At 75.1% G+C, this 22,024-nt stretch carries 8 protein-coding genes; all 8 read right to left on the minus strand.

The features are described from left to right. Entirely contained in the window at positions 1 to 1,770 is a 1,770-nt protein-coding gene (locus tag ABD817_RS36730) for a dipeptide ABC transporter ATP-binding protein (RefSeq protein WP_344923041.1), read from the minus strand. Further along, positions 1,767 to 2,567, minus strand: a complete 801-nt coding sequence (locus ABD817_RS36735) for an ABC transporter permease (RefSeq protein WP_344923042.1) — start codon at positions 2,565 to 2,567, stop codon at positions 1,767 to 1,769. The genes ABD817_RS36730 and ABD817_RS36735 overlap by 4 nt, the downstream gene beginning before the upstream one ends. Positions 2,568 to 2,569: 2 nt before the next feature. Further along, positions 2,570 to 3,568, minus strand: coding sequence for an ABC transporter permease (locus ABD817_RS36740; RefSeq protein ID WP_344923043.1), 999 nt, complete (start codon positions 3,566 to 3,568; stop codon positions 2,570 to 2,572). Beyond that, positions 3,553 to 5,220, minus strand: coding sequence for an ABC transporter substrate-binding protein (locus ABD817_RS36745; protein WP_344923044.1), 1,668 nt, complete (start codon positions 5,218 to 5,220; stop codon positions 3,553 to 3,555). The genes ABD817_RS36740 and ABD817_RS36745 overlap by 16 nt, the downstream gene beginning before the upstream one ends. A gap of 145 nt (positions 5,221 to 5,365) precedes the next feature. Beyond that, positions 5,366 to 6,352: an LLM class flavin-dependent oxidoreductase gene (locus tag ABD817_RS36750; protein WP_344923045.1), complete on the minus strand. Its 987-nt coding sequence runs from the start codon at positions 6,350 to 6,352 to the stop codon at positions 5,366 to 5,368. Between the two features lie 76 nt (positions 6,353 to 6,428). Continuing rightward, positions 6,429 to 8,372 (minus strand): HAD-IIIC family phosphatase, encoded by a 1,944-nt coding sequence (locus ABD817_RS36755; protein WP_344923046.1) that lies wholly within the window; start codon positions 8,370 to 8,372, stop codon positions 6,429 to 6,431. Beyond that, a complete protein-coding gene (locus ABD817_RS36760; protein WP_344923047.1) occupies positions 8,369 to 11,548 on the minus strand; it encodes a type I polyketide synthase in 3,180 nt (1,059 codons plus the stop codon). The genes ABD817_RS36755 and ABD817_RS36760 overlap by 4 nt, the downstream gene beginning before the upstream one ends. Before the next feature lie 14 nt (positions 11,549 to 11,562). After that, positions 11,563 to 21,993, minus strand: coding sequence for an SDR family NAD(P)-dependent oxidoreductase (locus ABD817_RS36765; protein WP_344923048.1), 10,431 nt, complete (start codon positions 21,991 to 21,993; stop codon positions 11,563 to 11,565). Between the last annotated feature and the right edge of the window lie 31 nt (positions 21,994 to 22,024).

Here is a 22,024-nt window from a genome sequence, read left to right on the forward strand (position 1 = left end):
TCAGTGCGGGTTAAGAATTGCTTGTGCGTCGGCCGGGCCCGCCCGATAGAGCTGGGGAACCGCGTCCAGAAGGGTCTTTGTGTATTGGTGCGCCGGGGCTTCGAATACCTTTCTCGTGTCGCCGGACTCGACCACTTTCCCGTCTTTCATCACCACCACTTCGTGACTGATCCGGCGGACGACGCCCAGGTCGTGGGAAATGAATACGTAGGCCACGCCGAGCCTTTCCTGAACGTCGGCCAGGACGTCGAGGACCTGCGCCTGGATCACCGCGTCCAGGGCCGAGACCGGTTCGTCGCAGATGATGACGTCCGGTCGCGGGGCGAGCGCCCGCGCGATGGCGAGGCGCTGCCGCTGGCCTCCGGACAGCTCCCGTGCCCGCCGGTCGAGCACCCCCTCGTCGAGGCCGACGTGCCCCAGCAGTTCCGCCACCCGCCGCGCGCGTTCGGCGCCGGGGGCGCGCTCGGCGCGCAGCGGCTCCTCCAGCAGCCGTCGCGCGGTGTAGCGGGGATCGAAGGAGGCGAGCGGATGCTGGTAGATCATCTGAATCCGGCGGCGGGCCGTCCGCCGCTCGGGGCCGCGCAGCTCGGTCCAGGTCCGCCCGTTCACCTCGACGCGTCCGGCGTCCGGCGCGGCCAGTCCCAGCAGCAGCCGGCCCACGGTCGTCTTCCCCGACCCCGACTCGCCGACGATCCCGAGCGTCTCACCGGCCCGTACCTCGACCGACACCTCGTCCACCGCGGTGAACGCGCCCCTGCCCGGCAGTTTGTACCGCTTGACCAGCCCGTCGGCGCGCAGCACCACTCGTCCGGGGCCGGGGTCCGGGGCCGGGTCCGGTCCGGCGGGCGCGGTGCCCGTGCCCCGCGCGGGCCCGCGTCCCTGCCCGAGCGCGGCGGCGACCAGCGTCCTGGTGTAGGGGTGGGACGGCGCCTGGAGCACCTGCCGTGCCGGGCCGTCCTCGACGAACCGCCCGTCCTTCATCACGTACACGTGGTCAGCGATCTCCGTGACGACGCCGAGGTCGTGGCTGATGAGCAGGATCGCCGTGCCCTCGCCCGCCCGCTCGCGCAGCAACCGGAGCACCTGCCGCTGCACCGTCGCGTCCAGCGCCGTCGTCGGCTCGTCGGCGATCAGCAGGTCGGGCCGCGCGGCGAGGGCCGAGGCGATCAGGGCGCGTTGCCGCAGCCCGCCCGACATCTCGTGCGAGTACTGGCGGGCCCGGCTCGCGGGCAGGGGGACGCCCACCGAGCCGAGCAGCCGTACGACCTCGTCGCCGATCTGTCCCGCGGGCACGATCCGGTGCTCGCGCAGGGGCTCGGCCACCTCGGTGCCGACGCGGCGCAGCGGGTCGAGGGAGCCCAGGGCGTCCTGCAGCACGAAGCCGATGCGCCGCCCGCGCAGCGCGCGCCAGCGGCGGCCCCGTACCCGGCGCAGGTCGAGCCCGTCGAAAACGAGTTCCCCGGCCCGCACGTCGGCACCGTCTCCGGCCAGTCCCACCAGGCTGCGCGCCGTGACGCTCTTGCCGGAGCCGGACTCGCCGACGATCGCCACCACCTGCCCGCGGCCGATCCGGAAGGACACGCCCCGCACCGCGTCGACGTGCCCTCGGCCCGTCGCGAAGCCGACGGTGAGGTCCCGGACGGAGAGCAGTTCCCCCGGGTCCCCGGGCGCCGGGCTCGTGTCCGTCTCCGCTCGACCCACCGCCTCCGCTCGATCCACCGTCTCCGCCGTCTCCGCTTTCTCCGTCGCGTCCTCGGAGGCCGGGCTCATGTCCGTCCCCGTTCGATCCGCCGCTGCAGGTGCCCGCCGACGACGGTGATGGCCAGGACCGCGACGGTGATGGCGACCCCGGGGAACGCCGCCGGCCACCAGGCGATCGCGAGGAACTCCTGGCTGTCGGCGAGCATCGCGCCCCACTCCGCGGTCGGCGGCTGGGGGCCGAGACCCACGAAGCTCAGCGAGGAGCCCGCCACGATCATCGCTCCCAGGGTCACCGTCGCCAGCACCATGACCGGGCCGAGAGCGTTGGGCAGGATGTGCCGCAGGACCACCTGGGCGCGCGACCAGCCGAACCCGTGGGCCGCCTCGACGTAGTGCGCTCCGCGCAGCCTGATCACCTCCGCGCGTGTCACCCGGGCGAAGCCCGGCAGGGAGATCACCGCCAGGCCGACGCTGGCCGGGCCGCCGCCGGGTCCCAGGACCGCGACGACCAGGAACACCAGCAGCAGGCCGGGGACGGAGAGGATCACGTCGAGCGACCTGCTGAGCACCTGGTCCATGGCCCGGCCGAGTTGCGCGGCGGCGACCCCGATCAGGACGCCCCCGGCCAGCGCCAGCCCGACCGCTCCGGCGCCTATCAGCAGGGAGGGGCCGGCTCCGTGCACGATCCTGGCGTACAGGTCCCGGCCGTTCTGGTCGGTGCCGAGCCAGTGCGCGCCGCTGGGCGGCCGCAGCGTCGCGTTCAGGTCCGCCGTGTCGGGATCCGTCCCGGTGAACAGCGACGGGAAGAGCGCCATCACGGCCAGTAGCGCCAGCACGATCGCCGCAGGCCAGAAACCCTTGGCCATGGCTAACCCCCCGTCTCTCGCGTCCTGGGGTCGATCATCCAGACGAGGATGTCGACCACGATGTTGACCAGCACGAACACGACGGCGGTGAGCAGCACGATCGCGATCACCACCGGCATGTCCTTGTTCTCCACCGCGAACAGCATCAGCCGGCCGATCCCCTGCCGGGAGAAGACGATCTCGATGATCACCGCGCCTCCGATGAGCGAGCCGGCGATCCAGCCCAGGAGCGTGGTGGCGGGCAGCAGCGCGTGCCGCAGCACGTGCCGCAGGCGCAGCGCGAGCTCGCCGATGCCCCGCGTGCGGGCGGTCACCACGAACGGCTCCTCCAGCGCGCGCAGCAGCCCGTCCCGCAGTACCCCCGTCATCACCGCGACCGGCCCGGCGGCCAGCGCGGCGGTCGGCAGCACGAGGCCGGACGGGGAGGAGGACCCGATGGCCGGGAACCAGTGCAGGGTGAAGGAGAACACCGTGAGCAGCAGCAGCCCGAGCCAGAAGGGCGGCAGCGCCACCACCAGCGACTCGGCCGCGGAGAACGACGACCGCACCCACCGTCGGCGGTTCGCGCTCACCACCGCGAGCAGGACGGAGGCGACCAGCGTGACCAGCAGGGTCGCCAGGACCAGCAGCAGGGTGTGCGGGAGCTGGGATCCGATCGCGTCCCACACCGGCCTGCGCAGCACGTACGACTCGCCGAACTCCCCCCGCGCGATCCTGCCGAGGTAGGCCAGGTACTGCGCCGCGAGCGGGTCGTCGAGCCGGTAGTCGGCGATGATCCGGGCGCGTACCTCCGGGGTCACCGCGGACCTGGCGAGCAGCACGTCGGCGGTGCCGCCCGGCATCACCCGCAGCAGCAGGAACGTCGCCGTGACGGCTCCCCACAGTACGGCGGCCGAGGCGGCCACCCGTACCAGTACGAGGCGCGCCGGGCCGGTGCGGCGGCGTGGAGGAGGGTCCACGGCCGCCGCCTCGGCCACGGGCGCCCTCAGGACGCCAGCCATGCGCCGTACAGGTCGGGCGTGCCGTCGGCGTTGAAGCCGATCTCCCGGACGCCGTCGCGTACGGTCACCGTGGACAGGGGTGAGTAGACGGGCAGGACCGCGGCGTCCTCGGTGACGCGCTTCTGCACCTCGGCGTAGGCGCGGTGCTGCCCGGCCTGGTCCTCGGCGTCGAGCGCGCGCCGGAAACCGGCCTCGACCTCCGGGTTGTCGTAGCGTGCCATGTTGTTGCTGATGCCGCGCTCGGGCGTGGGGATGTTGTCCGCGCCGAACAGCACGCGCAGCACGTCCGGGCCGGGGGCGGTGAAGCTGGTGTCGATCAGTTCGTAGTCGCCGTCGAGCAGGCGCTTGACGAAGGTCCCGCCGTCGAGGTTCTCCTCGACGAGTTCGACGCCGAGCTGCTTGGCCGCGGACTGGATCTGCGTGGCGAGGTTGGCCACGGATCCGTCGGACCACATGTGGCGCAGGGTGAGCCGCTTGCCGTCCTTCGTCCGGTATCCGGCCTCGTCGCGCCCGGTCCAGCCGGCCTGGTCGAGCAGCCGCGCCGCACCGGCCGGGTCGTGGGCGTACGCCTGGGCCAGCGAGCCGTCGTAGCCGGGTGTGCTGGCCGAGAGCACGCCCTGGGCTCCCTTGTACACCCCGAAGTAGACGTTCCGTACGATCTGTCCCCAGTCGATGCCGGCACGCAGCGCCTTGCGCACGTTCACGTCGCTGAGCGGGCCGTTCGCGGTGTTCGGCCAGTAGCTGTAGTTGACGCCGGGGTAGGGCGTCGAGTGCAGGGTGAATCCGGGCTGGTCCTTGACGGTGTTGAGGCTCGTCGGCGACAGCGCGGTGACCGCGTCGACCTGGCCGCTGGTGAGCGCGCCCAGCCGGGCCGCGTTGTCCGGCACGACCTTGACCTCGATCCGGTCCAGCCGCGCCGGGCCCTGGCGCCCCTCCGGCCCCCAGTCGTAGGAGGGGTTCTTGACGTAGTCGATGCCCTTCTGCGGCACGAACCCCGTGTCACTGCGGAACGGGCCGGTTCCGACGATCTTCGCGCAGAGCGCGGAGGGGGAGCCCTTGAGCGTGCGGGGGGACTGGATGCCCAGGTTGGGCAGGGCCAGCGCGCCGAGGAGTCCCGAGTCGGGCCGCTTGAGCCTGACCTCGACCGTGGAGGGGCCGACGGCCTTGGCCGACCGGTAGGCCGCGAGCAGGCTGCCGGCGAGCAGCGACTTCGTCTCCGGGGCCACCACGTGGTCGAGGTTGTCGACGACCGCCTGGGCGTCGAATCTCTCCCCGTCGGTGAACGTCACGCCCTGGCGGAGCTCGAAGGTGTAGGCGAGCCGGTCCGGCGAGACCTTCCAGCTCGTGGCGAGCCAGGGACGGATGCTCCCCTGGACGTCCTGGTAGACCAGCGAGTCCACGATCGGCCGGGTGAGCGCCCGAGCGGACTCGGTGGGGCTCTGGTGCGGGTCCAGGCACTCCGGTTCCTTCTCGACGGCCAGGCGCAGCGTGCCGCCGCTCCTGGGTTCCCCGGTGGCGCTCGCGCCCCCCGCCGTGGCGCCGTCCGCGCCGTCCGCGCCGGCGGAGCATGCGGTGGCCAGTGCCAGCATCAACGCGGCGGCCCCTGCCGTGGTGGCAGGCTTGCGTGACCGGGACCTCGTAGCAGCACCCATCCTCATCCTCATCGCTCAGACGTCGGCTCACGCCGGAGGTGGTTCTCCGGCTGGACACACAGTGCTCGGCGGTTCTAAAGCCGGACTGAACGCGGGGTGAGGACAGGCGAGGAGAGGACGGTCGAGGACACCGGCTCGTGCGCTGCTACAGGGATGAGACGATCTTGGCGAGCAGCTCGTACGAGCGGATCCGGGCGGCGTGGTCGGGCACCTGGGTGAGCACGAACAGCTCGTCGGCGCGGGTCTGCCGCAGCAGCCCTGCCAGGCGGGGGGTGATCCGGTCCGGGGAGCCGACGAACTGCGGGTCGATCCGCTCGCGCAGGAAGCGCTCCTCCTGCGGGGTGAACGGGTGCGCGGCCGTCTCCTCCTCGGTGGGGAGCACGGTGGCCGGGTCCACGGTGCGCATCAGGATCTGGCCGTACACGAAGGAGGAGGCCAGCCGGTACGCCCGCTCGTCGGTGTCGGCGGCGACGACGATCACCGCCACGCACGCGTGCGGCTCGGGCAGTTGCGGCGAGGGCCGGAAGGCCCTGCGGTAGGCGTCGAGCGCCTCGGGGGCGCCGCCCCCCACGATCGCGTGCGCGTAGACGTAGGGCAGGCCCGCCCGGCCCGCGTAGGCGGCGCTGCCGACGCTGGAGCCCACCATCCACAGCTCCGGCGGGATCGCGGGCTCCGGGATCGCCCGCACGCCGCCACTGCCTCCGGTGAAGTACTCGCGCAGCTCGTTCAACGCGTCGCCGAAGTCGAGCCGGCGCGGGTCGGCGACGCGGGCCGTGACCTCGCCCGCGCCGCCCGGGGCGCGCCCGAGTCCCAGGTCGACCCGGCCGGGGTAGAGACCGGCCAGGACACCGAACTGCTCGGCGACCACCAGGGGCGAGTGGTTCGGCAGCAGCACCGCGCCCGAGCCGACCCGGATGCTGGAGGTCGCCTCCAGGATGGGCCCGGCGAGCACCGCCGGGCTCGACGCCGCCAGTGCCGGGGTGTTGTGGTGTTCGGCCACCCAGTAGCGCCGGTAACCGAATGCCTCCACGGCCTTGGCCAGGTCGATCGAACGGCGCAGCGCGTCACCCGCCGTGTCGCCGCGCCAGACCGGCGCGGTGTCGTGCACCGAGACCGTGATTCCGTCAGGCAATGCCCTCTCCTTCATCCTTTTCGCGCACATGCGGAGGCTTCCTCACGTTATGTCCGCAAGTTAAATCGAGGACGCCTCAGCTTGTCAACGCCGACGCCGATTCCGCGTCTCCGCCGCCTCCGCCGGGCTCGGCCGGGGCCGGCACCACCCGGCCCGCGACCTCCAGCGTGAGATGGCCCGGCACGCCGACGATCTCGCCGAGGTCGTGCTCGTACCGCGACCGCCTCGGCGTCGTCTCCGTCACGGCGAACCCGTAGTGCGGGTAGAAGTCCGCCACCTTGGCGTTCTTCGCGCTCGCCACGTAGTGACCGCGCACCGAGGGAAAGCCCGCGGCGCGTGCCTGGCCGAGCACCGCGGCCAGGCACGCCTGCTCGATCCCCCGGGCGAACACCCGGCAGCTCAGCAGGAGGTTCTCGATGAGCAACCCGTCCGGCAGCGCCCGCAGGAAGACCGCTCCGACGATCCCGTTGCTCCCGAACCGGTCGGCCGCCGACAGCGTCAGCACCCGCGAGCCGGGCCGCTCCGCCCGCTCACGCACCGCCTCCGGGGACAGGCGTTCCGTGGTGAGGTTGAACTGGTTGGTGCGCAGGGTGATCTGCGACAGCCGCGCGACGTCGGCGCCGGTCGCGGGCGCCAGCCGTACCGACACCCCCAGCCCGGCCAGGAACTCCTCGGCCGACCCCGCCGCGGACAGGAACTCCGAGCGCGCCGCCTCCTCGTGGTAGCGCCGCGTCCGGACGCGGTCCTCGGTGGTCACCTCGGTCGTGGTGAACCAGCCGTCGGCCAGCAGCCGGGTCACGTGCAGCGCCGGGTCGCCGTCCAGGTGGATCACCGCGGTCTCCGGCAGCTCCGCCGCGACCGCGGCGCACTCGTGGACGCTGTCGTCGGCGAACACGACGCTGTCGGCGCCGAGGTTCAGCTCCCGTACCAGGACGCGCAGGTTGGCCGGTTTCGGCTGCCAGTTGGCGAGGATCCGGACGAAGGCGTCCTCGCGCACCACCATGTCGGGGTGCTCCCGCAGCGCGGCGAGCACGGTGTCCCGGTCGTTCTTGCTCACCGCGGCCAGCAGGACGCCCTGCGACTGCAGCTGCGCCACCACACCCTGGAACCGGCGGAAGGCCTCCCCCCACCGGCCGTGGGCCACCTCGATGCCCTCCACCCCGTCGTCGCCCAGGACACCGCCCCACAGCGTCTGGTCGAGGTCGACGGCCAGCACCTTCCTGGCGCGGCCCGTCCTGGCCCGCACCAGGTGGACCAGCTCGCGCGCGTACGCGCCCAGCAGGGCGTCCGACAGGTGCGCCCGTGCGTAGACCTCGAAACGCGGATCGGACAGCTCGACCGGCGTCGTCAGCAGCGGGTCGAGGTCCATCACCACGACCGCGTCCACCGACTCGCCGAACGCCAGCAACTCGGCGTTGGCCCGCCGCCAGACCGCGCCGAGCCGCGCCCTGGACGGGTAGTCCAGCAGCTGCGCCTGCCACACCCGGGGCAGCGGGACGGTGTTGAGCACGAGCGTGCCGGACCCGCTCTCGCCGAACCGCGCCGCCAGCCGCCGCCACAGCGCCAGCTTCCCCTCCAGCACGCGCTCCACGTCGTCCACCGTGAACGGCACGCCGACCTCGTCGAACACGGCCGCGTGGTCGAGCACGCAGACGGTCACGTCGGGCCGCCCGGCGTACAGCGCGCTGCCGGGATCGCCGAGCTCGAACGCGTACGAGCCGAAGTCCGCGAGCCGGACGTCGGGCAGGTACCCGTGGCGGGCCAGCTCGCCGGTGAGCGCGGTGCGCAGCGCGCCGAGCGTGCCGTACCCGGTGATGGTCACGCCCGCGGACGGGAGATCGGGGTGGTGCCGGCGGGCGGCCTCCACGTCGACCCGGTCCAGCAGCCGCGCCGACCGGGCGGCGTCCTCCTCGTCCATCACGGCCAGCAGTGCCGCGACCTCGTCGTAGCGCGCCGCGAGCACCCCCTCGCGGTGCAGCGAGCGCAGGCACGCGCGCGCCTCGGCGCTTCTCGTGGTCATCGCTTCTCCAGGAGTGTCGGCGCGTTCTCCGGTACGAGCAGTTCCTCCAGCCGGAACGCGAGTTCGCGGGCGGTGCCGTGGTCGAGCACCAGTCCCACCCGCACGTCGACGCCGATCTCCCGGGAGAGCCGGGCGGCGATCTCCAGCGCGCCGAACGAGGTGATGCCGATCTGGGTGAGGTCGTCCGCCGGGTCGATCGCGCCGTGGGAGTGCCCGAGCGCGTCGGCCACCGCCGTCAGCACCAGCGACGCCAGGAGGTCGTGGCGCTCGCCCTCGGGCAGGCCGAGCAGCGGCGAGACGACGGCGTCTCCGGGGTCTCCGACGTCTTCGGCGTCTTCGAACGGCGCCACCGGGAGCCCGTACGGCGGCCGATCCGGCCGGTGCCCCCTCGGCGGGGCGAGCCAGTAGCGCTCGTGCCGGAACGGGTAGGTCGGCACGGTGGCCGGGTCGGCGGCCGGTCCCTCGCCGAGCACCCTCCCCCAGTCGACCCGCACGCCGCGCGCGTACGCCTGCGCGACGCCGCGCAGCACGGACCGGGCCTCCGCCGCGGGGTCTCGCACCAGCGGGATCGCCGACACCTCGTCCCGCTCCCCGGCCAGGCAGTCCGCGATCATGCCGGTCGTCGTGGTGTCGGGCCCGATCTCGACGAAGGTGTCGACGCCGAGGCCCCGCAGGGTGAGCACGCCGTCGTGGAAGCGGACCGTGCCGCGCACCTGCGCGGCCCAGTAGTCCGGTGCGGCCAGTTCGTCCCTCGTCACCACCCGGCCCGTCGCGTTGGAGACCAGGATCGTCGCGGGTTCGCCGACGGCCAGTCCCGCCGCCGCCTCCACCAGCCGGGGCAGCGCGGGGTCCATGTGCGGCGAGTGGAAGGCCTGGCCGACCGCGAGCGCCTTGGTGCGCACTCCCCGCGAGCGCCACCGGGCGGCCAGTTCCCGCACCGCGTCGGCGTCGCCGGAGACCACGGTCGAGCGCGGCCCGTTGACCGCGGCCACCGACACCCGCCCTTCCAGGTCGGCCACGTCGGTCAGGGAGGCCCGCACCTCCGCCTCGGCGGCCCGCAGCGACACCATGCCCCCGCCCTCCGGCGCCGCCTGCATCGCCAGCGCCCGGACCACGACCAGGCGCGCGGCCTCCTCCAGGGAGAGCGCCCCGGCGACGTGCGCCGCGGTGAGCTCGCCGATGGAGTGGCCGAGCAGCGCGTGGGCGACCAGGCCCAGGTGTTCGGCGAGGCGGCAGAGCGCGAGCTGGGTGGCGAACAGCGCGGGCTGGGCGAACTCGGTGCGTCGCAACAGCCCTCCCAGCGGGCTCTCGGCCGGGGCGGACACCACCTCGCCCAAGGGCGGGCCCTCGGCGCGCTGGAGTTCCCTGGCCCGGTCCAGCGCGGCGCAGGCGGCGTCGAACGCCTCGGCGTAGACCGGGAACCGTTCGTACAGCTCGCGTCCCATCCGCGCCCGCTGGGTGCCCTGGCCGCCGAACACGAACGCCACCTTCGGCGCCGGGCCCGCGGCGGCGATCGGGCTGGACGGTCCGGCGAGCGCGTCCAGCTCGCGGGCGAGTTCGGCGGCGCCGGAGCCGAGCGCCACCGCCCGGTACCGGAACTCCGACCGCCGCCCCGCCAGGGTGCGGGCCACGGCGGCGGGATCGGCCTCCGGCGCGGAGCGCAGGAGGTCACGCAGCCGGGCGGCCTGCGCGCGCACCGCCTCGGGTGTCTTCCCCGACAGGACCCAGGGGACGGCCACCGGCGCGTTCCCCGCCACCGCCCCGGGGCCCGGCGACCCTGTCCCGGATCCTGGCGACCCCGCTTCGGAGGGTGGGATTCCCGCTTCGACGGCCGGGGCCTCCTCGACGAGGAGGTGCGCGTTGGTCCCGCTGATCCCGAACGAGGAGACTCCGGCCCGGCGCGGCCGGTCGCCGCGCGGCCAGGGGCGGGAGCGCTCCAGCGGCTCCACCCCGCCGCCGTCCCAGTCGACCAGCGCGGACCGGTCCGCCACGTGCAGCGTCGCCGGCAGCACGCCGTGCCGCAGCGCCTGCACCATCTTGATCACACCGGCGACCCCCGCCGCGGCCTGCGTGTGCCCCAGGTTCGACTTGACCGAACCGAGCCACAGCGGCCACCGGCGGTCGGCGGTGCCGTAGGCCGCGATCAGGGCGCCCGCCTCGATCGGGTCCCCGAGAGCGGTGCCGGTCCCGTGCGCCTCGACCGCGTCCACGTCGGCCGGGGACAGCCCCGCGCCGCGCAGCGCCGCCTCGATCACCTTCTCCTGGGCCGTCCCGCTCGGCGCGGTGAGCCCGTTGCTGGCCCCGTCGGAGTTGATCGCCGAACCGCGGATCACCGCCAGGACGGGGTGCCCGTTGCGCAGGGCGTCCCCGAGCCGCTCCAGCACCAGCACCCCCACGCCCTCGCCGAAGCCGGTGCCGTCGGCCGTGCCGGCGAACGCCTTGCAGCGGCCGTCCGCGGCGAGCCCGCCCTGGAGGGCGAACTCCACGAAGACCCGGGGCGTGGCCATCACCGTCACCCCGCCGGCGAGCGCGAGGTCGCACTCGGAGCGGCGCAGCGAGTCGGCGGCCAGGTGGATCGCGACGAGCGAGGACGAGCAGGCGGTGTCGACGCTGATCGCGGGCCCCTCCAAGCCCAGGGTGTACGCCACCCGTCCGGACGCCACACTCGCCGCGTTGCCGGTCATGAGGTACCCGTCGAGCTCGGGGGGCACGTCGTCGATCGCGGGCGCGTAGTCCTGGTAGATCACGCCGGTGAACACCCCGGTCCGGCTGCCCCGCAGCGAGCGCGGGACGATCCCGGCGCGCTCCAGGGCCTCCCAGGAGACCTCCAGCAGCTGCCGGTGCTGCGGGTCCATCGCCACGGCCTCCCTGGGAGAGATCCCGAAGAAGGCGGCGTCGAATCCGGCCGCGTCGTCCAGGAAGCCACCGGCCCCCGCCCGCTCCCGCAGGACCGGGTCCCAGCCGCGGTCCCTCGGCGGCTCGCCGACGGTGTCGACGCCGTCGGCGAGCACCCGCCACAGGTCCTCGGGCGAGCGCACCCCGCCCGGGTAGCGGCAGGCCATCGCGACCACGGCCACCGGGTCCGGGCTCGACAGAGCGGCCAGCTCCCTCTTCACCCGGGCGAGCTCGCCGGTCGTCCACCGCAGGTACTCGACCAGCTTCTTCTCGTCAGTCATGCCGTCCGCCGTCCCTAGGGTCGAAGCTCGGAGTCGATGAACCGGAACAGCTCCTCGGCGGTCGCCGGGACCTCCTCGGCCGCCTGCCCGCCCGGTTCCTGGCCGCCCTGTTTCGGATCGCCCGGTTCCGGATCGCCCGGGGCGAGCCGGCCGAGCAGGTGGCCGGCCAGCGCGGCCGGGGTCGGATGGTCGAACACGATGGTCGCGGGGAGCCGCAGCCCGGTGGCCTTGCCGAGCCGGTTGCGCAGCTCGACCGCGGTGAGCGAGTCGAAGCCGAGCTCCTTGAAGCTGCGGCCCTCCCCCTCAGCGTCCCCGGCGTCCCCGGGAGCCCGCCCGAGGACCGCCTCCACGTACCGCAGGACCGTGGCTGTCATCAGCTCCCCTTGCCGAGCCGGCTCGGTGTCGGCGAGCGTCCGAGGCAGCGCGGGCCCGGACCCGGAGGGGTCGTCTCCGGCCTTCTCCGGGAGCGCGCGGCCACGTACCAGGGCCCGCAACGTCGGTGCCGGATCGGGGAGCTCCGCCAGCCTCGCGAGGTCCAGCCGGACCGCGGCCAGCGACGGCTCCGCCGCCGCCATCGCCGCGTCCAGCAGCGCCAGGCCACGTCCCGGTGACAGCGGCAGCAGCCCGGACCGCGCCATCCTGGCCCGGTCGACGGCGGAGAGCGAACCGGTCATGGCGCTCTCGGACCGCCACAGTCCCCAGGCGATCGAGGTGGCGGGCAGCCCCTCGCGGGTCCTGGCCACCGCGAGGGCGTCGAGGAAGACGTTGGCCGCCGCGTAGGCCGACTGCCCGGCGCCGCCCACGATCCCGGCCGCGGAGGAGAACAGCACGAACGCGGCGAGGTCGAGGTCCCTGGTGAGCTCGTGCAGGTGCCAGGCGCCGTCCACCTTGGGCCGCAGCACCGTGTCGAGCCGTTCGGGGGCGAGGTTGGCGAGCGTCGCGTCGTCCAGGACCCCGGCCGCGTGCACCACGGCCGTCAGGGGGTGCTCGTCCGGGACGTCCGCGAGCACGCGGGCCAGCGCGCCGGCGTCCGCCACGTCCACGGCGGCGAACGTCACCTTCGCGCCGAGCCCTTCGAGCTCCTCGCGGAGCCGTCCGGCGCCCTCCGCCCGAGCGCCCCGCCTGCTCAGCAGCAACAGGTGCCGGGCGCCGTGCTCCCCGGCCAGGTGCGGCACGACGAGCCTGCCCACGCCGCCGGTCGCGCCGGTGACCAGGACCGTGCCTCCGGTGCGGATCGGCCGGGGAATCCGGATCGCCACCTTGCCCACGTGCCGGGCGAGGCCGAGGTGGCGGACGGCGTCCGGTGCCCGCCCGGCGTCCCAGGAGGTGACCGGGAGCGGCGTGAGGATCCCGCCCTCGAACAGGTCCGCGAGCTCGGCGAGCATCCGGCCGATCCGGTCCGGCCCCGCCTCGGCCAGGTCGAACGCCCGGTAGTGCGCGCTGTGCCGGGCGCGGACCTCGTCGGGGTCTCGTACGTCCGTCTTGCCCATCTCGACGAATCGCCCGCCGGGCGCGAGCAGTTCGAGTGAGGCGTCCACGAACTCGCGGGCCAGCGAGTTCAGCACGATGTCCACGCCGCGCCCGCCGGTCGCCGCCCGTACCGCGTCGGCGAAGGACAGGTCGCGGGAACCGGCGATCCTGCCGGGGGGCAGCCCCGCTTCTTCGAGCGCGGGCCACTTGGCGGGGCTCGCGGTGCCGAACACGGTCAGTCCCCAGTGGCGCGCCAGCTGGATCGCCGCCCCGCCGACGCCACCCGCGGCGGAGTGGACCAGGAGCCACTCCCCCGGGCGGGCGCCGGCGAGGTCGCGCAGGGCGTAGTAGGCGGTGAGGAACACCGCGGGCACGGTCGCCGCCTGGGCGAACGACATCCCCTCGGGGATCGGCACCAGCAGCCGGTGGTCGGTGACGGCCTCCGGCCCGATTCCTCCGGGGATGAGGCCCATCACCCGGTCGCCAGGGCCGATACCGGTAACGTCGCCTCCGACCGCGAGCACCACCCCGGCGCCCTCGGTGCCCAGATCCGCCGCGCCCGGGTACATGCCCAGGGCGAGCATCGCGTCGCGGAAGTTGAGACCGGCGACGCGGACGGCGACCCTGACCTCCCCGCCACCCAGGGGCCTGTCCTCGACGGGCCGGTACGCCAGGTCGTCGGCCACCCCGCTCTCGGCCGCCTCCAGGCGCCAGTTGCCCGCGCCGGACGGCACCGGGTCGCGGCGGCGCGGCCGGAGCCGGGGCACCAACGGCCCGCCGTCCCTGATCGCGATCTGCGGCTCGCCGGACGCCACGGCGTCCAGGACCTCGGAGAGGGGGGTGGATGCGGTCTCGGTGTCCACGACGACCACCCGGCCGGGTTCCTCGGCCTGCACGCCGCGGACCAGGCCCCAGACACCGGCGCCGTCGAGCGCGCCGGAGCTCTCGCCGGGGACCGCCTCCACGGCGCGGCGGGTCCGCACCACGAACAGCGTGCCGGTCAGCCTGCCGTCGGCCAGCCCCCGCTGGAGCGTGCCGAGCGTCCGCAGCAGCGCGGCCCGGACCGCCTCCGGCACGGGCCCGGCCTCTCCGCCCGCCGGGACGACGATCACCTCGGGCGCGGGCTCCCCGGCGTCCAGCGCCGCGAGCACCGCGCCGAGCCCCTCCCCGGAATCCTCGGGGTCCCCGATGGCGTCGAGGACTTGTACGCGCTCGCGCGGCACGCCGACGCCGGGGCGCACCGGGTCCCAGGCGAGCTCGTACAGCGGTTCGTCCGCACCGGCCGTGGCGAGGTCCGCCGGGTCGGCCGCGCGGAACGTCACGGCCTCGACGCCCGCCACCGGCTCGCCCTCGGGCGTGGCCAGCTCGACCGCGACCGTGTCGTCCCCGGTGCGGCGCACGCGCACCCGCACCGGGGACGACACGGTCGCGTCGGCGTAGCGGGTGAAGCCGTGCCAGGCGAAGGGCAGCCGTACGGCGCCGTCGTCGGGGAACAGGCCCGCGAGCCCGACGGCGTGCAGCGCGGCGTCCAGCAGCGTGGGCGCGACGCGGTACCCGGGCGGGCCCTCCAGGAACACCTCCGCGAGGACCTCCTCCCCCGACCGCCACGCCCCGCGCAGGCCGCGGAAGGCCGGGCCGTAGTGGTAGCCCCTGGCGGCCAGGTCCTCGTACAGCCCGCCGACGTCGACGGGCACGGCGCCGGGCGGCGGCCACTCGGCCGGAACGGGCCGGGCGGCGGGTCCGGGGAGCGGGGCGAGCGAACCGGCGGCGTACGCCGTCCACGGCGCCCCCAGCGGGTCATCGGTGTCCGCGGGCCGGGCGTGGATCCCGACCGGGCGCAGGCCGTCCCGCTCCGCCGGGCCCACGCTCACCTGGATCTCGGCCGCGCCGGAGCCGTCGAGCACCAGCGGGCGCCGGAGGGTGAGCTCGTCCACCCGCGCGGCCCCGGCCAGTTCCCCCGCGTGTCCCGCCAGTTCGGCGAGGACCGCGCCGGGGACCAGGACCGTGCCGTCCACCACGTGGTCGCCCAGCCACGGCTGGCCGTCCAGGGAGAGGCGGCCGAAGAGCAGCAGGCCGTCCTCGGAGGCCGCGCGCACGGCCGTGCTGAGCAGCGGGTGCGTGACCGGCCGCGCGCCCGCCGGGGTCCCGGTGACGGCCGGGGTCCCCGGGGTCACCGCCGCGTCCAGCCAGTACCGGCGCCGGTCGAAGGCGTAGGTCGGCAGGACCGGCACCCGTCCCCGGCGTTCGCCGAGGTAGCCCGGCCAGTCGACCGGGACGCCGTTCACCCAGGCCTCGGCCACCGACGTGAGCACCCGCGCCATGCCCCCGTCGTCCCTGCGCAGCGTGCCCAGCACGGCGGGCCGCTCGACTCCGGGGACGGCCTCCAGGATCTCCTGGACGCCCATCCCGACGACGGGGTGCGGGCTCACCTCGACGAACACCTCGTGCCCGGCCGCTGCGGCGGCCTCCACCGCGGCCTGCAGCAGCACCGGCCGGCGCAGATTGCGGTACCAGTACCCGGGGCTTCCGAAGCCGGTGCCGTCGCCTGGCTCGATCCGCGCGCCGGTGACGGTGGAGAAGACGCCGACGGTGAACGCGCGGTCCGGCGCGGTCCGGGGCAGGATCTCCAGCAGTTCCGCCTCGAGCGCCTCGACCTGGGGCGAGTGGGAGGCGTAGTCCACGTCGATCGGCCGTACGCGTACCCCCTGTTCCTCCAGCTCCCGCAGCACGCGGTGCACCGCCCCGACCTCGCCCGCGACGACGGTCGAGGCAGGACCGTTGAGTGCGGCGACCGACACCGCGTCCCCGGCGCCGAGGGTGTCGAGGGCCGCGCGTACCAGCTCCCGCGAGGCCGCGACCGACAGCATCGCCCCGCCGCCCGCGATCGCGCGGATGGCCCGGCTGCGCAGCGCCACCACCGCCGCCGCCTCCTGCAGCGACAGCGCGCCCGAGGTGAGCGCGGCGGCGATCTCGCCCTGCGAGTGACCGATGACGGCGGCGGGCCGTACGCCGAAGGACTCCCACAGCGCGGTCAGCCCGGTCATCACGGCCCACAGGACCGGCTGCACCACGTCCACGCGCCCCAGGTCGGCGCCGCCGCGCAGGGCCTCCAGCAGCGACCACCCGGTCACCGGGTCGAGGGCCTCGGCGCACTCGCCGATCCGCTTGGCGAAGACCGGGGACTCGGCGAGCAGCGCGCGGGCCATGCCCTCCCACTGCGTGCCCTGGCCGGGGTAGAGGAGGACCGGCGCGCGCGGATCCCTCGCGTGCCCGGTCACCGCCGACGCCGACGGCGCCCCGTCCGCGACGTCGGCGAGCCCGGCCAGCGCCTCCTCGCGGTCGGCGGCCACGACGACCGCGCGGTGGCCGAACTCGGCCCTGGTGGTCACCAGGGCCGCCGCGACGTCGGCCAGGGCGGCCTGCGGATGCCGTTCCAGGTAGGCGCGCAGCCGCCGCGCCTCGCCCCGGAGCGCGCGCGCCGACCTGGCCGACAGGACCAGCGGGACCGGCCCGCCGAAGGGTTCGGGCTCCGGCGCGGGAGCGGCCTCGGGCGCGGGCGGCTCCTCGACGACGACGTGCGCGTTGGTCCCGCTCATGCCGAAGGCGGAGACCCCGAACCGCCGAGGACGCTCCCCCACCGGCCAGGGGGTGTTCTCGGTGAGCAGCGCGACACCGCCCCGGTCCCAGTCGACGTGGCGGGACGGCCGGTCGACGTGCAGCGTGCGCGGCAGCGTCCCGTGCTCCAGCGCGAGGACCATCTTGATGATCCCGCCGACACCGGCCGCCGCCTGGGTGTGCCCGATGTTGGACTTGAGCGAGCCCAGCCGGAGCGGCGGACGGTCCCCGCGCGCCGCCCCGTACGTGGCGAGCAGCGCCTGCGCCTCCACCGGGTCGCCCAGGGTGGTGCCGGTGCCGTGCGCCTCGACCGCGTCCACGTCGGCCGGGGAGAGTCCCGCGGCGCGCAGGGCCTCCTCGATCACCCGTTCCTGGGAGGGGCCGTTGGGCGCGGTGAGCCCGTTGCTGGCGCCGTCCTGGTTCACCGCCGACCCCTTGAGCACGGCCAGCACGGGATGCCCGTTGCGCCGCGCGTCCGACAGCCGTTCCACCAGCAGCAGCCCGACGCCCTCGCTGAAGCCCGTCCCGTCGGCGGCGTCGGCGAACGCGCGGCAGCGCCCGTCGGGTGAGAGCCCGCGCTGGCGGCTGAACTCCACGAAGGTCGCGGGCGTCGCCATGAGCGTGGCCCCGCCGACCAGCGCGAGATCGCACTCCCCGCCACGCAGCCCCTGTGCGGCCAGGTGGAGCGCGACCAGCGAGGACGAGCAGGCCGTGTCCACGGTGATCGCGGGCCCCCGCAGGCCGTAGGTGTAGGCGATCCGGCCCGAGGCCACGCTCCCGGCGCTGCCGGTGCCCAGGTACCCGCCGTACTCGCGCGGATCGTCCTGCGCCCTGCCGCCGTACTCGGTGTAGATCAGGCCGACGTAGACGCCGGTGCGGGAGCCGCGCAGGGCGGCCGGGTCGATGCCCGCGCGCTGGAAGGCCTCCCACGAGGTCTCCAGCAGCAGCCGCTGCTGCGGGTCGGCGGCCTTGGCCTCGCGCGGATTCATCTCGAAGAAGTCCGCGTCGAACTCGGCGGCGTCGTGGATGAACCCGCCGTCGCGCGCGTAGGACGTCCCCGGGTTGTCCGGGTCGTCGTCGAACAGCCCGCCCAGGTTCCAGCCCCGGTCGGCGGGGAACGGCCCGACCGCGTCCCCGCCCGATTCCAGGAGCTCCCACAGCTGCTCGGGGGTGCTGACGCCGCCCGGGTAGCGGCAGGCCATCGCGACGATCGCGATGGGGTCCTCGGCCGTCCGCCCGCGCCGGGCCACGGCGCGGGACGGGCCGTCCGGTGCGGTGCGGCTCAGGTGGCGGGCCAGGGCGCGCGGGCTCGGGTGGTCGAACACGAGCGTGCTCGGCAGGCGGCGGCCCAGGACGCGGCTCAGGTGGTCCCGGAGCCGTACCCCCGTCATGGAGTCGAGGCCGAGGTCGCGGAAGGGCCGGTCCGGGCGGACGGCCTGAGCGGACTCGTAGCCGAGGACTCCGGCGACCGTCCGGCCGACCAGGTCGAGCACCCGTTCCTCCCGCTCGCTCTCGGAGAGCCCGGCCAGGGCGTCGGCCGGGACGGCCTCCTCGGGAACGGCCCGCCGCGTCGCGCGGCGCAACCGGGGAGCGGGGGCGGGGGTGGGGACCGGCTCCCCGGGGTTCCCGGGCTTCCCCGCGGCCGGGCGGACGCGGACCTCCTCGACGGTGAGCACCACCCGGCCGGTGGCGTCGGACGCGATGAGCGAGAAGGCGTCCGGGCCGGTCCAGGTCAGGCGGACGCGCACCGGGCCCGTCGCGGCGGCGTACGCCCGCACGCCGGTCCAGCTGAACGGCACGGCGGCCTCGGGCGGCTCGCCCCGCTCGTGCGCGCGGACCGCCCGGTCGAGGAAGGCCGTCTGCGCCATCCCGTCCAGCAGCGCGGGATGGAGCACGAACCCCCCGCCGCCCCCGACGCCGTCGCCGTCCGGCGGGGTGACCTCGGCGAACACGCCGCCGTCCGAGCGCCAGGCGGCCCGTACGCGGCGCAGGCGGGGGCCGTAGCGCACGCCCGCGTCGGCCAGGCGGGCGTAGCCCGCGTCCACGTCGACGGGCTCGGCGTCCGGCGGCGGCCACGCCTCCGGGATCCCCACCCCCTCCACGGGGTCGCGAGGGTCGCCGTGGTCATCGGGGTCGTCAGGGTCACCGGCGCTCAGCGAGCCCGAGGCGTGCAGCCGCCACGGCTCCCCGCCGTCCACACCATCCCTGACATCCCCGTCGTCCCCGCTTTCCCGGCGGGAGTGGATCGTGAACGTCGCGCCGTCGTTCTCGGCGTTCACCTCCACCTGGAGCTGTACGGGCCCGTCCGGCACGTCCACGGGGGCGAGGAACGCGAGGTCGTCCACCTTCGGCAGGCCGAGGCGTTCCCCGGCCGCGAGCGCCAGCTCGACCAGCGCGCTCCCGACGAGCACCGGACGCTCTCCGAGCCGGTGCTGGCGGGCCCAGCCGCCCGACCCGCCGGGGACGCCCCCGGTGAACAGCACCGCCCGCCCGTCCGCCGGTTCCACGACCACGCCCAGGACCGGGTGCCCCGCCCCGGCGGCGCCGGTCGGGAGCGGCGCCCCCTCGTCGCGGGTGTCGAGCCAGAACCGCCGTTCCTGGAACGCGTAGGTGGGCAGGGCGACGCGGCGCCCCTTCGCGGCCGACCCCCAGTCGACGGGGATCCCGGCCGCGAACAGGCTCCCGGCCGAGGTGAGCAGCTGCTCCAGCCCGCCGTCGTCGCGACGGAGCGTGGCCAGCGCGTGCGCCTCCACACCGGCGTCGTCGAAGGTGTCGCGCAGCGGGACCACGAGCACCGGGTGCGGGCTCACCTCGAGGAAGCACCGGTGGCCCGCCTCCAGGAGCGCGGTGACGGTCTCGGCCAGGCGTACCGGCCGGCGAAGGTTGTCGTACCAGTACCCGGCGTCGAGCGCGCTCGTGTCGATCTCGGCGGCCGTGACCGTGGAGAAGAAGCCGACGGTGGACGTACGCGGGCGGATGCCTGCGAACCGGGCGAGCAGCGGCTCCCGCAGCGGCTCGACGGCCGGTGAGTGGGACGCGTAGTCGACCGGGACGAGCCGCGCCCTGATCCCCTCGGCCTCGCAGCGGGCGACGAGGGCGCGCACCGCGCCCGCCTCCCCCGACACCACGGTCGCCTCCGGCCCGTTGACCGCGGCGACGGCGATCTCGTCCCGTCCGCCGAGCAGGCGGCGCAGTTTCCCGGCGGACAGGCCGATCGACGCCATCGCCCCGGTTCCCGCGATGTCCAGGATGGCGGCGCTGCGCCGGGCCACCAGCGCCGCCGCGTCGGCCAGGTCCAGGGCGCCCGCGACGTGGGCGGCGGCGATCTCCCCCTGCGAGTGCCCCACCACCGCGGCCGGTTCCACCCCGAGGGAACGCCACACCGCGGCGAGCGAGACCATCATCGAGAACAGCGCGGGCTGCACCACGTCGACCCGGCCGAGCAGGGTCTCGTCACCGGAGGACACCACCTCCAGCAGGTCCCAGCCGACGTGCGGGGCCAGTGCCTCGGCGCACCGGCGCATCTCGTCGCCGAACGGCTCGGAGGCGGCGAGGAGTTCGCGGGCCATCCCGGCCCACTGCGACCCCTGGCCGGGGAACACGAAGACCGGCCGCCCGTTCGTCACCGCCTCGCCCTGCACCGCGCGCCGGGACGGGAGCCCCCGCTCCACCGCCGCCAGTTCCCCGGCCAGCCGGTGGAGATCCGTCCCGACGGCGACCGCGCGGTGGGACAGGTCGGCGCGACCGGTACGGAGGCTGTGGGCGACGTCGGCCGGGGCGAGGCCCGGGTTCTCCGCCACGTGGGCCCGCAACCGGCCGATCTGGTCACGCAGCGCCCGCTCGGTGTGCCCGGACACCGTCCATACCACCGGCGCCGGGGTCTCGGCCCTACCCGGCCGTGAGGACTCCGGTTCTTCGAACGGCGCCGCGAACGGTTCTTCGGACGGCTCTTCGGACGGCTCCTCCGGCGGATCCTGGGGTGGCTCCTCGATGACGACGTGCGCGTTCGTGCCGCTGATCCCGAACGAGGAGACCGCGGCCCGGCGCGGGTGGTCCCGTACCGGCCACTCCCTCGCCCCGGTGAGCGGGGCGAGCCCTCCCGCGTCCCAGTCGACGTGCGGCGACGGCTCGTCGATGTGCAGGCTGGCCGGGAGCACCCCGTGCCGCATCGCCATGGCCATCTTCATCACGCCGCCGATGCCCGCCGCGGCCTGGGTGTGCCCGATGTTGGACTTGAGCGAGCCCAGCCACACCGGATCCGTCACCGGGCGGGCCCGGCCGTAGGTCTCCATGAGGGCGCCCGCCTCGATCGGGTCGCCCAGGCCCGTACCGGTGCCGTGCCCCTCGACGGCGTCCACCTCGGCGGGGTCGACGCCGGCGTCGGCCAGCGCGGCGAGGATCACCCGCCGCTGCGCGACCCCGTTGGGCGCCGACAACCGGCTGCTCGCGCCGTCGGAGTTGACCGCGCTGCCGCGCAGCACCGCGACGATCGGGTGGCCCCTGCGCCGGGCCTCCGAGAGGCGCTCGACGAGCACCAGCCCGACCCCTTCCGCCCAGCCGGTGCCGTCGGCCGAGGCCGAGTAGGCCTTGCAGCGACCGTCGGGGGACAGCCCGCGCTGGCGGCTGAACTCGACGAACGTCGCCGGGGTGGCCATCACGGTGCTCCCGCCCGCGACGGCCATCTCGCAGTCTCCCCGGCGCACCGCCTCCGCCGCGTAGTGCAGCGCCACCAGCGAGGACGAGCACGCCGTGTCCACGGTGACCGCCGGTCCCTGCAGCCCGAAGGTGTAGGCGACGCGGCCCGAAGCGATGCTCCCGGCGCTTCCGGTGCCGACGAACCCCTCGAAGCCCTCGGGCGCGCGGGTGTGGCGGGAACCGTAGTCGGAGTACATGACGCCGGCGAACACCCCGATCCGCTCCCCCGACAGGGAGCGCGGGTCCAGCCCGGCGCGTTCGAAGACCTCCCAGGAGGTCTGCAGGAGCAGCCGCTGCTGCGGGTCGATCGTCAGCGCCTCGCGGGGGCTGACGCCGAAGAGCTCGGGGTCGAAGTCGGCGGCGGAGTACAGGAAGCCGCCCTCGGCGGCGTAGCTGGTGCCCTCCCTGTCCGGGTCGGGGTCGATCAGCTCGTCCAGTGGCCAGCCCCGGTCACGCGGGAACGGGCCGATCGCGTCGGTCCGCGTCTCCACCAGCCGCCACAGGTCCTCCGGCGACCGGACGCCGCCGGGGTACCTGCACGCCATCGAGACGATCGCCAGCGGCTCGCGTACGGAGAGCTCCAGCTGTTCCAGTGCCGCGCGGGTGCGCATCAGGTCGGCCGTGGTGCGCCGGAGGTACTCGCGGAACCTGTCTTCATTCGCCATTCGGTGAACCGCTCCCCGTTGTCGTCCGTCG

This window comes from Streptosporangium oxazolinicum, from assembly GCF_039537505.1.
Classification (GTDB): Bacteria; Actinomycetota; Actinomycetes; order Streptosporangiales; family Streptosporangiaceae; genus Streptosporangium; species Streptosporangium oxazolinicum.

Excerpts from the sequence above, each read along its gene's own strand:
- ABD817_RS36755 (WP_344923046.1), bottom strand. The coding sequence starts at position 8,372 with ATGACCACGAGAAGCGCCGAGGCGCGCGCGTGCCTGCGCTCGCTGCAC.
- ABD817_RS36745 (WP_344923044.1), bottom strand. The coding sequence starts at position 5,220 with ATGGGTGCTGCTACGAGGTCCCGGTCACGCAAGCCTGCCACCACGGCA.
- ABD817_RS36760 (WP_344923047.1), bottom strand. The coding sequence starts at position 11,548 with ATGACTGACGAGAAGAAGCTGGTCGAGTACCTGCGGTGGACGACCGGC.
- ABD817_RS36765 (WP_344923048.1), bottom strand. The coding sequence starts at position 21,993 with ATGGCGAATGAAGACAGGTTCCGCGAGTACCTCCGGCGCACCACGGCC.
- ABD817_RS36735 (WP_344923042.1), bottom strand. The coding sequence starts at position 2,567 with ATGGCCAAGGGTTTCTGGCCTGCGGCGATCGTGCTGGCGCTACTGGCC.
- ABD817_RS36740 (WP_344923043.1), bottom strand. The coding sequence starts at position 3,568 with ATGGCTGGCGTCCTGAGGGCGCCCGTGGCCGAGGCGGCGGCCGTGGAC.
- ABD817_RS36730 (WP_344923041.1), bottom strand. The coding sequence starts at position 1,770 with ATGAGCCCGGCCTCCGAGGACGCGACGGAGAAAGCGGAGACGGCGGAG.